13 protein-coding genes are annotated in these 13,804 nt (G+C 37.5%); 2 read left to right on the top strand and 11 right to left on the bottom strand.

All coding sequences use genetic code 11. The features are described 5' to 3' along the window. Window positions 1–216 precede the first annotated feature (216 nt). The 4 genes from sufB to B4D49_RS03460 all read right to left on the bottom strand — a co-directional run bounded on the left by sufB (window position 217) and on the right by B4D49_RS03460 (window position 4,471). Window positions 217–1,602, bottom strand: coding sequence for a Fe-S cluster assembly protein SufB (gene sufB / locus B4D49_RS03475; protein WP_199542500.1), 1,386 nt, complete (start codon window positions 1,600–1,602; stop codon window positions 217–219). A gap of 82 nt (window positions 1,603–1,684) precedes the next feature. Continuing rightward, the gene (locus B4D49_RS03470) at window positions 1,685–2,128 is read right to left on the bottom strand and encodes a flavodoxin (RefSeq protein ID WP_132869609.1); all 444 of its coding nucleotides are present in this window, start codon (window positions 2,126–2,128) and stop codon (window positions 1,685–1,687) included. Between the two features lie 41 nt (window positions 2,129–2,169). Further along, window positions 2,170–3,189, bottom strand: coding sequence for an adenosine deaminase (gene add, locus B4D49_RS03465; protein WP_286783184.1), 1,020 nt, complete (start codon window positions 3,187–3,189; stop codon window positions 2,170–2,172). A 130-nt stretch (window positions 3,190–3,319) separates the two neighbouring features. After that, window positions 3,320–4,471, bottom strand: coding sequence for an iron-containing alcohol dehydrogenase (locus B4D49_RS03460; protein ID WP_286783183.1), 1,152 nt, complete (start codon window positions 4,469–4,471; stop codon window positions 3,320–3,322). 194 nt (window positions 4,472–4,665) lie between these two features. Here B4D49_RS03460 and B4D49_RS03455 point away from each other — a divergent pair, with 194 nt between their 5' ends. Beyond that, window positions 4,666–5,607: a DHH family phosphoesterase gene (locus B4D49_RS03455; RefSeq protein WP_286783182.1), complete on the top strand. Its 942-nt coding sequence runs from the start codon at window positions 4,666–4,668 to the stop codon at window positions 5,605–5,607. Window positions 5,608–5,764: 157 nt separating this feature from the next. Then, on the top strand, window positions 5,765–6,007 hold the full coding sequence (locus B4D49_RS03450; RefSeq protein ID WP_132868741.1) for a type B 50S ribosomal protein L31: 243 nt from the start codon (window positions 5,765–5,767) through the stop codon (window positions 6,005–6,007). Window positions 6,008–6,255: 248 nt separating this feature from the next. Here B4D49_RS03450 and B4D49_RS03445 read toward each other — a convergent pair whose 3' ends face one another. The 7 genes from B4D49_RS03445 to B4D49_RS03415 form a co-directional block, all read right to left on the bottom strand. Then, window positions 6,256–7,014, bottom strand: a complete 759-nt coding sequence (locus tag B4D49_RS03445) for a glucosaminidase domain-containing protein (protein ID WP_286783181.1) — start codon at window positions 7,012–7,014, stop codon at window positions 6,256–6,258. Window positions 7,015–7,157: 143 nt separating this feature from the next. Then, the gene (locus tag B4D49_RS03440; RefSeq protein WP_286783180.1) at window positions 7,158–8,675 is read right to left on the bottom strand and encodes a zinc ABC transporter substrate-binding protein AdcA; all 1,518 of its coding nucleotides are present in this window, start codon (window positions 8,673–8,675) and stop codon (window positions 7,158–7,160) included. Between the two features lie 136 nt (window positions 8,676–8,811). After that, on the bottom strand, window positions 8,812–10,209 hold the full coding sequence (locus B4D49_RS03435; RefSeq protein WP_286783179.1) for a C69 family dipeptidase: 1,398 nt from the start codon (window positions 10,207–10,209) through the stop codon (window positions 8,812–8,814). Between the two features lie 18 nt (window positions 10,210–10,227). Further along, a complete protein-coding gene (gene whiA, locus B4D49_RS03430; RefSeq protein WP_132868737.1) occupies window positions 10,228–11,139 on the bottom strand; it encodes a DNA-binding protein WhiA in 912 nt (303 codons plus the stop codon). After that, window positions 11,136–12,113 carry a YvcK family protein gene (locus B4D49_RS03425; RefSeq protein WP_286783178.1) on the bottom strand — a complete coding sequence of 326 codons (978 nt, stop codon included), beginning with the start codon at window positions 12,111–12,113 and terminating at the stop codon, window positions 11,136–11,138. Before B4D49_RS03425 ends, whiA begins: the two co-directional genes overlap by 4 nt. Further along, complete coding sequence (gene rapZ / locus B4D49_RS03420) at window positions 12,110–13,000, bottom strand: RNase adapter RapZ (RefSeq protein WP_286783177.1); 891 nt, start codon at window positions 12,998–13,000, stop codon at window positions 12,110–12,112. Before rapZ ends, B4D49_RS03425 begins: the two co-directional genes overlap by 4 nt. Next, window positions 12,993–13,763 carry a DUF1003 domain-containing protein gene (locus tag B4D49_RS03415; RefSeq protein WP_286783176.1) on the bottom strand — a complete coding sequence of 257 codons (771 nt, stop codon included), beginning with the start codon at window positions 13,761–13,763 and terminating at the stop codon, window positions 12,993–12,995. Before B4D49_RS03415 ends, rapZ begins: the two co-directional genes overlap by 8 nt. Window positions 13,764–13,804 lie beyond the last annotated feature (41 nt).

The raw sequence follows: 13,804 nt of genomic DNA, 5'->3' as shown, positions 1-13,804 counted from the left end.
GAGCTCGATTGCCAAAAGGTAGTAATGAGTTGCCAATGTCTTACGACATAAATGATAAAATAGCAGGCCACACTAAGCAAACTAAAAATCACTAAGAATTTGCACAGTTGACTATATCTGTACTTGTGTTTTTTCATATCGCTTCCATTATAAAGAAAAGTTTATAGCTTGACAAGAAAACTTTAAAGATAATGCCTTCTTCTGAAAAAAGATAGTTTATCCAACAGAACCTTCCATACTCATGGTAATGAGACTGTTCATTTCAACAGCATATTCCATAGGAAGTTCTTTAGTAATTGGCTCCATAAAACCATTAACAATCATAGCTGTTGCTTCTTCTTCTGAAATTCCTCGGCTCATCATATAATAAAGTTGTTCTTCTGAAACTTTTGAAACTTTAGCTTCGTGTTCTAAAGAAACATTTGAATTATGAATTTCATTAAAAGGTATCGTATCAGAACTAGATTCTTCATCCATCAAAATTGTATCGCATTCAATATGAGATTTTGAGCCACTGCTATTTTTTCCAAAATAGACCGAACCGCGATAATCAGTCTTACCACCGTCTTTAGCCACTGATTTTGAAATTAAAGTTGACGAAGTATGAGGAGCGTTGTGATAGACTTTACACCCTGCATCCAAATGTTGCCCATAATTGGCAAATGCCATAGAAAGAACTGAAGTTTTAGCATATGGACCATTTAAAATAGAACAAGGGTACTTCATATTAACCTTGCTGCCGAGGTTACCATCAATCCATTCTAACATACCATTCTCTTCAACCCTACCACGTTCAGTAACAAGGTTATAGACATTGTCAGACCAATTTTGCATGGTTGTATAACGAAAGCTTGCATCGCGTTTGACAACAATTTCTACAGTTGCAGCATGTAGGCTATTTGTCGTGTAATTGGGAGCTGTACACCCTTCAATATATTGAATAGAGGCTCCTTCATCCACAATAATTAAGCTGCGTTCAAATTGCCCCGCATTTTCCCCATTAATACGAAAATAAGTCTGTACTGGAATATCACACTGAACACCTTTTGGCACATAAATAAAAGTTCCACCTGACCAAACGGCACCATTTAAAGCGGCAAACTTGTGTTCACTATTTGAAACAATTTTTCCAAAATATTCTTTAAACAGTTCGGGATATTCTTGAAGGGCTGTATCGGTATCGGTGAAAATTATCCCTTGTTTTTGGAACTCTTCTTTCATGTTGTGATAAACCACTTCAGATTCGTATTGCGCAACAGCACCAGATAAATAATCACGCTCTGCTTGTGGGATTCCAAGCCGTTCAAACGTTTCCTTAATCTTATCAGGAACATCATCCCAATCATTGACTTTTTTATCAGATAGCTTTTGAAAATAAATCACATCATCAAAATCAATTCCTGACAAGTCTGGTCCAAAGTCTGGCATTGGCAATTTATAAAACAACTCCAAGCTCCTCAAGCGATAATCAAGCATCCACTGTGGTTCATGCTTGTATGCTGATATCTGACGTACAATTTCCTCAGTTAAGCCCTTGCCTGTTGAATAAGTTGGGGTAAGTTCATCGTGAAAACCATAATCGTAATCTCTATTTTTGGCCATATGACCACCTCACTTTATATAACATTCTTTATGAAATGGAGAAAAAAAGAGATTGGAGCACACTCCAATCTCAGTTAGCTATTTAGTTCACTTTTTCAGAAATAGTTTCTGCGAAAGCTTCTAGATTTGCAATATCTTCGTCTTCTGCAGCCAAGTCAACTTTAACTGAATCAGCACCTTTTGTGGCACCAGTCAATGCAAATTGAGCTTCAAATTCGTCAACTGCTTTACAGAAGTAATCATAGAAAGTATCACCAGATCCAACAACACCAAAGATTTTATCTGACAAATCAACATCTGCAAGATCTTCATAAAAATCAACGATTTCATCTGGCAATTCACCATCACCATATGTATACGATGCAACGATAGCAACATCAGCATCTTCAAAATCAGCTGCATCTACTGTTGTACATTCATCAACTTCGACAGTGTGTCCAAGTTCTTCAAATTTATTTCCTACGATGTCAGCAATTTCTTCAGTATTTCCTGTCATGCTGGCATAGACAATCTTAACTAAAGCCATAGTTCCCTCCAAACATAAATTACCACTATTGTAGCATATTTTTACAGAAATGTTTTATATAAATTGTCAATTTTAGATAATAAATCAGCTTTTTGAGCTTCTGTCGTAAACGATGCACGAATAGCATTTTTATTAAATGTTAGAAAATCATTAATGCCAGCACCGAAATGTTTCACAAAAAGGGAATATTCTTTAGTTAGGTTAGTATCAGAAACCGTACGATTATCTGTATTAATAGTAATATTAGCACCAGCATTTTTTAAAGCAAAGTAAGGAAATTCATCCAATGATTTAGCGGCTCTAGTTTGAAGATTACTTGTTAAACAAAGCTCTGCAGTTACATTATTTTTTACAAACTGCTCAATTAATTCAGGATGGTTATAAATAGCTGTGGTATGACCCAAGCGTTTAATATCAAGGGCAATCGAATCTGCGATATAATGTGCACAGCCACATTCTCCAGCATGAAAAGTTAAAGGTAAACCTAATTCTTGGGTATAACGAATCAATCTTTCAAGCTCAGCTGGTGGAAAATCTAATTCATTTCCAGCAAAGTCAAAACCAACCAACCCTTTTTCCGCTAAGGAAACAACATGGTCAAAGATATCTCGTGTCACATGTGCAGGTGATTGCCTCATTCCACAAACAAGAACTTTGGCTACAATCCCAAATTCTGCTTCTGCCTGCTTAAGCCCTGAAAGAACCGCTTCTACAGTCTCAGATGCTGTCAAACCTTCATCCATCGAAAACTCAGGTGCAAAACGAATTTCAGTGTAAATAACATTTTCCTGCGCAGCCTGTCTAGCCACATCATATGCTGCCAAATGAAGAGCTTCTTTAGTCTGCAAAAGTGGACGAACAAAATCAAATGCTTTAAGATAATCCATCAAAGATTCTGCCTCAGCGGGTGCAACTACCAATTTTTTCAATTCCTTGTCAGATTCTGGAACAGAAATATTCGACATCTCTGCCAATTGACGAATCGTCCCTAGTGAAAGAGAACCATCTAAGTGACAATGTAGTTCTGCTTTTGCCAAATCTTTTAATGCTCTTGTATCCAAGTTAGCCTCCCTAATTAAATTTTTTAGCTACTATCTTAACATATTCTTTTAACTTTGCAAAGAATTTTTACCAAAAAAAGATAAACCAGAATATTTTCATGGTTTATCTCTTTACTTTCTCCATTAAGACTTAAAATAATTGTTTATAAAGTGCGATTGTTTCTTCAAGGGTTGGCATGAATGGATTACCAGGTGCACAAGCATCCACCATAGCATTTTTAGAAAGAAATTCAAAGTCAAATTCTTCTTCCTTAATCCCCAATTCTGTTAATTTCTTAGGAATACCAACGGTAGCTGACAAACTTTCAATGACTGAAATAGCATAATCTGCACATTCTTGGTCACTTTTATCTTCAATATGAAGCCCTAGTCCTTTAGCCACATCACGGAAAGCTGCTGGAACATGTTTGGCATTTTCGCGTTCTACAATTGGTAAAATCATCGCACAACAAACACCATGTGGTAAATGATAAACAGCACCAAGTTGGTGAGCCATCGCATGCACGTAACCAAGTCCTGCATTATTAAATGCCATACCACCTAAGAAAATAGCATTAACCATGGCTTCACGCGCTTCAAGGTCATGACCATCAGCAACTGCACGTGGCAAATATTCTTTGATTAACTCAATCGCACCAACTGAAAGTTTTTTCGTTGCAGCATAAGCACCTGGTGTTACCAAAGCTTCGATAGCGTGAGTTAATGCATCCATACCAGTTGCTGCAGTTAATGACTTAGGCATTGAAACCATTAATTCTGGGTCATTGACTGACATCAAAGCTAGGCTATTTTTATCAACCATAACCATTTTGACTTTGCGTTCTTCATCTGTGATGACGTAGTTGATTGTAATTTCAGCTGAAGTCCCTGCTGTCGTATTAATAGCTACAACAGGAAGACCTTGTTCTTTTGATTTATGAACCCCTTCGTAATCTTGTGGGCGCCCTCCATTTGTAGCCAAGATAGAAATACTGCTTGCAGCATCTTGTGGAGAACCTCCGCCAAGTGAAATAATAAAATCACAGCCATTTTCTTTTAAAACCGCCAACCCCTCTTCAACATTTTTAACAGTCGGATTTGGATCAACATCGCTATAAATAATATAGTCGATGTTTTCAGCATCAAGCGGAGCTGTCACCTGTGGTAGAATGTCGCTTCCAGCAATAAAATGGTCGGTTACCAAAAGGGCTTTGTGATAACCTAATCTTTTGATATAACTACCAATCTCTTTGACAACACCACGTCCAATAAGGTTTACTGATGGAACATAAAACACTGACATAAGCATATCCTCTCTAAGATTTTTAGAAAACGTTTACATAGATATTTTACCACTTTGATCCTAAAAACAAAAAATAAAACATGAACTGAAAAGGAAAACTTAATAACTTTACCACATTCTCAAAAGCCCCATTAACACCTCTCAGTCTTTTCATGCTATAATAGGGTAAAATCTTGCTTACAAAGGAATTATATATGAATACATTTGAAGAAATTTTAGAAAAAATTAGAGCTTATGATACCATTATTATTCACCGTCACCAAAGACCTGACCCAGATGCACTTGGCAGTCAGGCTGGTTTACGTGAATTGATTAAGCATAATTTTCCAAATAAAAAAGTTTTGGCAACAGGATTTGACGAACCAACCCTTACTTGGATGACAAGCATGGACCAAGTTAATGATAGCGATTATGAGGAAGCTTTGGTTATTGTAACGGACACAGCCAACACGCCTCGTATCGATGATGACCGTTATACAAAAGGTGACTGTCTCATTAAAATTGACCATCACCCTAATGATGACGTTTATGGGGATTTGCTTTATGTTAATACTGAAGCTTCAAGTGCCAGTGAAATCATCTCAGATTTTGCTTTCTCAACAGGTTTAAAAATTTCATCTGAAGCTGCCCGTCTCCTTTATTCAGGTATTGTCGGAGACACTGGACGCTTTCTATACCCTGCCACAAGTAGCAAAACATTTTTGATTGCAAGTAAACTTCGTGACTATGATTTTGATTTTTCTGGCCTAGCTCGACAAATGGATTCTATTTCATTTAAAATTGCGAAACTTCAAGGCTTTGTCTATGATAACTTAGAAGTTGATGATAATGGGGCTGCGCGTGTGGTGTTGACGCAAGAAACTATGAAAAAATACAATGTCACTGAAGCTGAAACTTCTGCTATTGTTGGAGCTCCAGGTCGTATTGATTGTGTTCAATCTTGGGCAATTTTCGTTGAACAAGCTGACGGTAACTACCGTGTTCGCTTGCGTAGTAAAACACAGGTCATCAACGAGATTGCTAAACGTCACGACGGAGGAGGGCACCCACTTGCCAGCGGAGCCAATTCTTACAGCCTTGAGGAAAACGTGCAAATCTATCAAGAAATCAAAGATTTACTAGCCTCAAAAAACTAAGCTCAAGCCTGCTGTAGAGCGATTTTTAACAATTATATTTCAATTCAATTAATTTGCACAAAAGTCTTGTCAAAAATTGCATTATTTGATAAACTATAGAAGTTAAAATAACTATGGTGCTGAAAAAGTGCCATGGCAGAAAGGAAATCTTTTAACAATGAAACAAAACATCCACCCAGAATACCGTCCAGTAGTATTCATGGACACAACTACTGGTTACAAATTCCTTAGCGGTTCTACAAAAGCTTCTGACGAAACTGTAGAATTTGAAGGCGCTACTTACCCACTTGTACGTGTGGAAATCTCATCAGATTCTCACCCATTCTACACTGGTCGCCAAAAATTCACTCAAGCAGATGGTCGTGTGGATCGCTTCAACAAAAAATACGGTCTCAAATAAGAAACCGCATTTACTACAGAAAAACCATTTTCGAGAAATCGGAATGGTTTTTTATTTAAATCTAAAAGGATTTTTGATATAATTACAGCGAGGGCACAAAAGTCTCCATTGCTTTCGTGTTGCAACTGGCATTGTATTCATTTGTTTTTGCCCTCGATTTTCGAAAATTAAAACGTTAGCTATATCTAGCTAACGTTTTTTTACTATTAATAAAAAATCCCAAATCTTGCCTGATTAAGGCTTCTAACTTAGTGAATAAAGGCAATCCAGGCTTCATCGTCTGCTAAGATATCTGAGCTTGTATAAGAACCTCTATATTTATTCCAAACATGATTTGGATCAGCTGTTTGAGGTGTTTCTTGGCTATTTTGGTCCTCTTGTACTTCTTCAGGGCTTGTTTGAACTTGCTCAGCCACAACCGGTTCATCATAAGCAGTTAAACCATATTGCTCAATCAAAGCGTTTAACTTATCAGCATACAAAGTATCTGTAGCGTAGCGGCCAGTAAGTGCAGCTGTAGCATCTTGATAGGATGAAGTATTTGACTTCCAAGTATCTGAATAAAGACTCCAACTTAATAAATTAGCATAATCATTTAGTGAATCAGCTAAGCTACTATAAGAACGAAAAGCTTGGTCCACTTCATAAGTATTTCCGCTACCATCATCTTCCCAAGTCTGCATGATTACAGAATTACCGTTATACGCTCCTTTAATCCCAAAAAAATTATAATATGGTTCTTGGCTAAGTGCTGATTGGCCACTGCTTGATTCCAAAACTGCTTGAGCAATCATAACCGAGGCGTAAAGATTTCGATCTTGACCAATTTGTCGAGCTGTTTCGCCAATACTTGCAATAAAATCAGCCGTAGCTGTAGGGGAAACTTGACCTGATTCAGCTATAACAGCATGAGCTGCATGCCTGAAAGTGAGATTAATCCCCAAAGTAATACAAGTAACTAAGGTCGAACAAGCTAAAAAGAATTTTGTAACTTGTTTTTCTTTCACGGGACCTCCTAAAATGTAAGTGCTATCTTAAATCATTATAGCAAAGATTTTATAAGCTGGCAACGCAAGTCAAATCATTCATAAGGCTGCCTTTGATATCAAAGAAAAAAGGTTTGAATCAATGATTCAAACCTTAATCTATCTTAATGAGCAACAAGGTCTTGAGCGATTTCTTGACCTGATTCTTTTGCTGGGAAGTAAGTTGGCCAGTTATCCATTTCTTTTAGGATTTCATCTTGGCTGCTATTTCCCCAGAAGAGATGGAAATGTTCAGCTTTTGTTGATGAAATGTTGTGGTCACTAAATTGAACATACTTGAAGTCACCAGCGTCTTTATCATCTGTTTCGAACAAGTAACGGACACCGCGGTTTCCTTTTTCGTATTTTACAATTTTATAACCATCATATTTATACGTAAAGGTGTGTTTTTCACCATTTTGAACAAAAGTGATTGTGTTCTTTTTACCATCAATATTAATTTGTTCAACATCTGTCTTGTATCCTGTTGTGTAATAATCTTTAACTTCTTGAGCTGTTTGTTGGCCTTTTGAAGCTTTTGCTTTATAATCCCAGACTGGGTCAAGCGTTCCGTCAAGCAAGTATGGATAAACTGATTGCCATTTTCCTGTCCAATCACTTAATTTACGGTCAGTAACATCTTTATCTTTGAAATAACCATGTTGAACAGTTTTTGTATCATCTGTTTCAGCTTTAATTTCTTTACCTTTGACGTCTGTTGTCAATTGCAGTGCTTTCAAGTTTTCTCGCATTACTGAGAAATAATCTTCACCAGCTTTGATTTGTTTATTTGTCAAGCTTTCTAGTGGATTCAAAACTTTTGTTTTTACATCAGCTTCGTCTGCCAAAGTTGAAGCGACTTTACTTGAAGCATTTTCTTCAAAGTAAATATACTTGATATCATATTTTTTAACGTATTTTGCAAGGCTTGCAATACGTTTAGCTGATGGTTCTACTTCTGGTGAAATGCCAGCAATTGAGATTTGGTTCAAACCATAATCAAGTGCTAAATAACCAAAAGCAGCGTGTTGTGTAACAAAGCTTTTTTGTTTAGCATCTGACAAGCCATCTGTATACTCCTCATCAAGAGTATTCAGTTTATCAATGTAAGCCGCTGCATTAGCCTTGAAAGTATCTGCCTTTTCAGGGTATTTTGCAACAAAAGCATCACGGATATTTTCAACTAAAGTGACAGCACGTTTTGGTGACAACCATACGTGTGGATCGTATTGGTGGCTGTGGCCTTCACCTTCATGCTCTTCCCCTTCTTCTTCAGCTGTTCCAGCCATGAGAAGCATATCTCCACTTGCTCTAACAACGGTTAAATCTTTTGATTTAACAGACTTTTGAACTTTTTTAACCCACGTTTCCATGCTATCATCCATGTAAACAAACATATCAGCATCTGAGATAGCGGCTACATTTTTAGTTGAAGGTTCAAAATCATGTGGTTCTGTTCCTGCCTTAATCAGCATGGTAACATCAGCTGTATCTCCTGAAACAGCCTTAGTGAATTCATAGACAGGATAAAAAGTTGTCACAACTTTAATCTTGTCATCCGCTGCAACCTGCTTAATATGGCTAACTTGCCAAACAAGCAAAAGTGCAAGTACATTTATCAATAAAAGAAATCTCTTCTTCATGACGGCCCCTTTTCTTAACTAGTTAATTGTTTACCAGTAAAGTATATCTGAACTTTCAACTTTTTGCAAGCTTTTTTTATAAATTTTTTCGCTTTCATACAAAAAATCCTCTGAAAAATATTCAGAGGATTCGTTATTAGTCACTTACTGAGAAGCGATTTGTCATTAAATTACTTGCATCAAAAAGAATTTTATTCAAAAGTTTTTGTGTTTCTTCTTGGATGTAATCACTCATCGCTTGGTTTTCAGCATCAAAATCAACAGTCTCACCTTTAGCTAAAGCTTCGTCAACACGTTTGATACGCGCATGTCCTGCTGCCATTGTTTTCTCAACATAAGCTTCAATATCGCCTTCGTGTTGGTGGAAATGTGGATCTGCAATCGCTGCAATTAAGCGATTAGCCCAATAGAATGAATCAGTTGAGACATTTTCAGCAGTATTTACAAAATAATCTGGTGTTGTTGAAATCTGAGTGAAGAATGGCACCATTGTTCCAAATGGCATTGAACCATAAGCCAACCATTGAATACCTGTTGTATCATGTGGTTGATCTGGACGCAATTGAAGAATAGCAGTTTGGCTTGTGCGGTTGATACCGATTGTACGGAAAGTACGTTGTGTCACAGCGTTACCTTCTGGACCATATGGATCAAATTCTGTATCTTGGTAGTGATTACTCAAAACATATTTGACATCTTCAATAGTGATTTTACGATAAGGTTTTTGAGCCCATGGAATAAAGAAGCTACGTGGATCTTGCTCAATTTCAGGATTCAAGAAACGTTGCATTGCCCAAGCACGTGGTGTATTGTAATGACGGTCTTTATCACGTTGGCTACCAAAAGCGTAACGAGGATTAAAGTGCTCATTTGAGTAAGTCAAATCTAGATTATTATCCTCGATGAAATCACGCAAGTCACTTGAGTACATGTAATCATCTGGATTGTTAAATTCAAAATGATCAATACCAAGTTGATTTGGATTTGTGACGTAACAATCATCTGGCACTCGTCGAGCAATCCAGTGGTGTCCACCAACAGTTTCTAGCCACCAAATCTCATCAAGGTCAGAGATAGCAACACCATTTGATTCATAAGTACCGTACTCTTCTAGGATAGCACCTAGACGTTCCACACCTTCGCGCGCTGTACGAACATAAGGAAGCACCAAAGTTAGCATATCTTCTTCACCAATACCAGATTCAACCAATGGATCTGCTCCTAGAACACGCGCATTTGTTGTGATTGTTTCTGTCTCACTCATTGCAACATTGGCTTCGTTGATACCAGCTTCTCCCCAGATACCATCTTTACGCAAAGCATCTGGCACTGATGTGTAGCGCATTGGGTTGTCTGGCAGGTCAATCTCAAATGAAGACAGAACTGATTTGTAATGACGTGGTTGGTCTTCTGGGTTAACCACGATAAATTGTTTCGGTGTGAAATCACCACTTTGTGAATCTTCAGTTCGAGCAATGATGGTTGAACCATCATATGACGCTTTTTTACCGACAAGAATTGTAGTACAACTCATAGTAAACTCTCCTCTTTCTTATAATTCATTTGCAATTTTATTGATTTTACGCAATCGATGATTAACACCGCTCTTGGTCAAGGTTCCTTCCAAGTGGTCTGCGATTTGCTGAATCGAGTAATCAGGATTTTCTACACGAATCTTAGCCACTTGTTGCAATTCAATTGGTAAGGTCTCAAGTCCAACGGTATCCATGATTTTGATGATATTATTGATGGTCTTCATGCTTGCTGTGACGGTTTTAGCAATATTTGCCGTCTCTGCATTATTAGCACGGTTAACATCATTACGTGTCTCACGCATAATCTTAACTTCTTCAAAAATATCCTTACACTCTAAGGCACCAATGACTAGAAGAAAATCCATAATATCTTCGGCTTTTTGTAAATAAGTCACTGCACCATTTTTGTGTTCAATAACTTTGGCATCAAGGATAAATTTTCGCATCAAGTTTGCCAAATCTTCAGCGTGATCTTGGTAAACCGAAAAGATTTCCAGTTGGTATTTTCCAGACTCTGGATCACGAATAGTACCCGTTGCCAAGAAAGCCCCACGTAAATAAGCGCGTCCCTTGTCATCATCTTCAAGGATATTAGGATTAATGCCCATCTCAATACCAAAGAAAGAATCCGCCAATTGCAAATCTGTTAAAATCTCTCTGACATTTGTCGCCACAAAAACATTGTAAACACGATTTTTGCGTAGATTCGTCTTTTGATGATACTTAATCTCTGGCTGAACATGATAAATCGTCTCAATCAATTCATAGATATGACGAGCAACTTTTGCGTTTTCTGTCGTGATAGACAAGGTCAATCCTGCACCCGTCAAGCCAAGACTACCAGACATCTTAATAATGGCTGATAATTCACTCTTATCGAATCGCGACAAATTCAACAATTCTTCTTTAACTTTTACTGTAAAACTCATCGCTTTTTCACCCTCACAAGGTTCATTAATTCTTCAACAACATAGTCACCATTATGAAAAGCTCCGCCATTTTCTAAACGTAAGAAATCAGATGAAATAACACGTTTGACTTGTTTACGAAGCCCTGCAAAATCATGCTCAACTTGAACCAAATATTCATCAAATTTATTGTGATCCATATAATCTTGAGGTACTTTTTCAATATTGACTAAGACCGTGTCAATGACATCTTTTCCAAGATGACGATTAAGCACCTCAACATGGTTAGCATCTGTAAAATGCTCTGTTTCACCATACTGTGTCATGATGTTACAAACATAAGCCACTTCAGCTTTCGTCTCAAGAAGGGCCTGCTTAATTTCAGGAATAACCAAGTTTGGCAAAATAGATGTAAATAAAGATCCAGGACCAAGCACAATCATATCACTATCCATGATGGCATCGACCACTTTTCGACTAGCCGACGGTTCATCGTCATTATATGTATTTGTGACATAAACATGGTCAATCATCCCTTGATAATCAGCAATATGACTCTCACCAGTTACTTCATGACCATCTTTAAACACAGCATGCAAAGTCAAAGGATTCTCACTTGCTGGGTAAATTTTTCCTGTAACGTGGAAAAATTTTGTCAAAATCTGCATAGCACTATAAGTTGAGCCTTCCATCTCAGCAATCCCTGAAATAATGAGGTTACCAAGTGGGTGTCCTGCCAATGGCCCATCGCCTTCAGCAAAGCGATACTGAAAGACTTTTTCATAAAACTTAGGCATATCACTCATGGCAACAAGGACATTTCTAAGATCTCCTGGTGGTGTCAGCTGCATGACCGAACGTAAAGCACCTGAGCTACCTCCATCATCAGCAACCGTTACGATGGCTGTAATATCAACGTCTTCATGTCTTAAACTATTTAAAATAACAGGAATACCTGTCCCACCACCAATAACGGTAATTTTAGGTTTTCTCATGAACGGTTCACAGTCTCCTTGCGACGATTTTTATCACGGTGGGTTTCATTGACTACCCAATCCGCTTTGAGCTCTTCAGCTAAGCGATGAGCAAAAGCAACACTACGGTGTTGTCCACCTGTACAACCAACAGCAATCGTTAAAATAGACTTTCCTTCTTTTTGGTAACCAGGCAAGATAGGTTTGATAAGACCAATCAAATGTTGGTAAAAATCCTCAGATTCTTCGTGATTCATCACATAATCATAGACTTCTTTTTCAAGACCTGTTTGATTGCGAAGTTCTGGTTTGTAGTATGGATTTGGCAAGAAACGTACGTCAAATACCAAGTCTGCATCGAGTGGCAAGCCATATTTGAAACCAAAACTCATGACTTCAATACGAAATGAAGCTTGATTTTCATCACTTGAAAATTGTTCAGAAATGGTTTTACGCAATTGACGCGGTGTTAATTCTGTCGTATCAACCACATTTTGACTCAAGTTTTTCAATGGGGCTAACAATTCACGCTCCAACTTAATCCCGTCTAAAATACGACCATCTGCTGCTAGCGGGTGACTTCGACGAGTTTCTTTGTATCGCGCTACGAGCTCTCCATCTGTTGCATCCAAGAAAAGAATCTTGAAGTCGATTTTAGGATTAGAGTCAATCTTATCTAAAACAGAAGTAATTTCATTAAAGAAGAGGCGACTGCGCATATCCACCACAAGGGCAACACGATTATTGTCACTTGATTGCTCAACTAATTCAATGAATTTTGGCACCAAAGTTGGCGGCATATTATCGATAGTAAAATATCCCAAATCTTCAAAGGATTGAATCGCCACTGTCTTACCAGCACCACTCATCCCAGTTACAATAACTAAGTTAATCTCTTTATCAGACATTTTCTTCGCTCCTTCTCATTTTTTCAATTTGACCCATTAAACGTGCCTGTTCTTCCTGCATATTCACTAATTGTTTTGTCAGAGAAGCAAGCATTTCCGTTTGTAATTTTTGAATTTCCAATAAATCTGACTGATCTTGTTGAACCAAGTGATCCAATTTAGTATGCAATAATCGGATACCTTCTTCCGAAACCTTATTAACATTGTAATCATTCTTAGCTTGCAAGCGATCGTAGTCAGAAGCTCGATTTTGACTCATCATAATTAATGGCGCTTGAACAGCTGCTAAAGTTGATAAGGCAAGATTTAACAAAATAAAAGGATATTTGTCAAATACAATTCCAAAAGGCTTCACAACATTGAAAGCCATCCAAACTCCCATAAAGCAGATAAATGTAATGATAAAAGTCCATGACCCACCAAAACGAGCGACATCATCTGCAATCCGCTGACCAAAAGTAATCTTTCTATCCAATTGATCTTGAACATCTAAAGCTGTGTAACCTTTATGCTTAGTCGCATCATAAACAGCTTCACGAACATAGTCATTTTTACGATTGGCTTTATCAATAATCTCTTCTAAAAAGAGAAGGCGATAATAAGTCAGATTCTTATGGCTAATAAAGGTATCTTCGTTAACATCAGGATGTTGCTTTTTGATAATCTCTTGTAATCTAATGTCCAGAGAATTGATTAAAACACCTTCTTCTTCTGGATAATAGTGGTGATCAATGCTATCTTGCATTAGCTGTTTTTGGCTCATAAGATCCTTCTTTCTGTCTGTTCCATTATATCAAAAATAAA

It is taken from the genome of Streptococcus sp. UBA4344 (assembly GCF_002393675.1).
In the GTDB taxonomy this organism is placed as follows: Bacteria; Bacillota; Bacilli; order Lactobacillales; family Streptococcaceae; genus Streptococcus; species Streptococcus vicugnae.
The sequence above is the reverse complement of the archived record's forward strand: the minus strand, read 5'-3'. Positions and strand labels throughout refer to the sequence as shown.

What these genes read in the sequence shown, in the direction of transcription:
- B4D49_RS03435 (WP_286783179.1), bottom strand. Translation starts at nt 10,209, where the DNA reads ATGAGTTGTACTACAATTCTTGTCGGTAAAAAAGCGTCATATGATGGT.
- B4D49_RS03415 (WP_286783176.1), bottom strand. Translation starts at nt 13,763, where the DNA reads ATGAGCCAAAAACAGCTAATGCAAGATAGCATTGATCACCACTATTAT.
- B4D49_RS03455 (WP_286783182.1), top strand. Translation starts at nt 4,666, where the DNA reads ATGAATACATTTGAAGAAATTTTAGAAAAAATTAGAGCTTATGATACC.
- B4D49_RS03425 (WP_286783178.1), bottom strand. Translation starts at nt 12,113, where the DNA reads ATGAGAAAACCTAAAATTACCGTTATTGGTGGTGGGACAGGTATTCCT.
- B4D49_RS03440 (WP_286783180.1), bottom strand. Translation starts at nt 8,675, where the DNA reads ATGAAGAAGAGATTTCTTTTATTGATAAATGTACTTGCACTTTTGCTT.
- B4D49_RS03450 (WP_132868741.1), top strand. Translation starts at nt 5,765, where the DNA reads ATGAAACAAAACATCCACCCAGAATACCGTCCAGTAGTATTCATGGAC.
- rapZ (WP_286783177.1), bottom strand. Translation starts at nt 13,000, where the DNA reads ATGTCTGATAAAGAGATTAACTTAGTTATTGTAACTGGGATGAGTGGT.
- sufB (WP_199542500.1), bottom strand. Translation starts at nt 1,602, where the DNA reads ATGGCCAAAAATAGAGATTACGATTATGGTTTTCACGATGAACTTACC.
- whiA (WP_132868737.1), bottom strand. Translation starts at nt 11,139, where the DNA reads ATGAGTTTTACAGTAAAAGTTAAAGAAGAATTGTTGAATTTGTCGCGA.
- B4D49_RS03460 (WP_286783183.1), bottom strand. Translation starts at nt 4,471, where the DNA reads ATGTCAGTGTTTTATGTTCCATCAGTAAACCTTATTGGACGTGGTGTT.
- B4D49_RS03470 (WP_132869609.1), bottom strand. Translation starts at nt 2,128, where the DNA reads ATGGCTTTAGTTAAGATTGTCTATGCCAGCATGACAGGAAATACTGAA.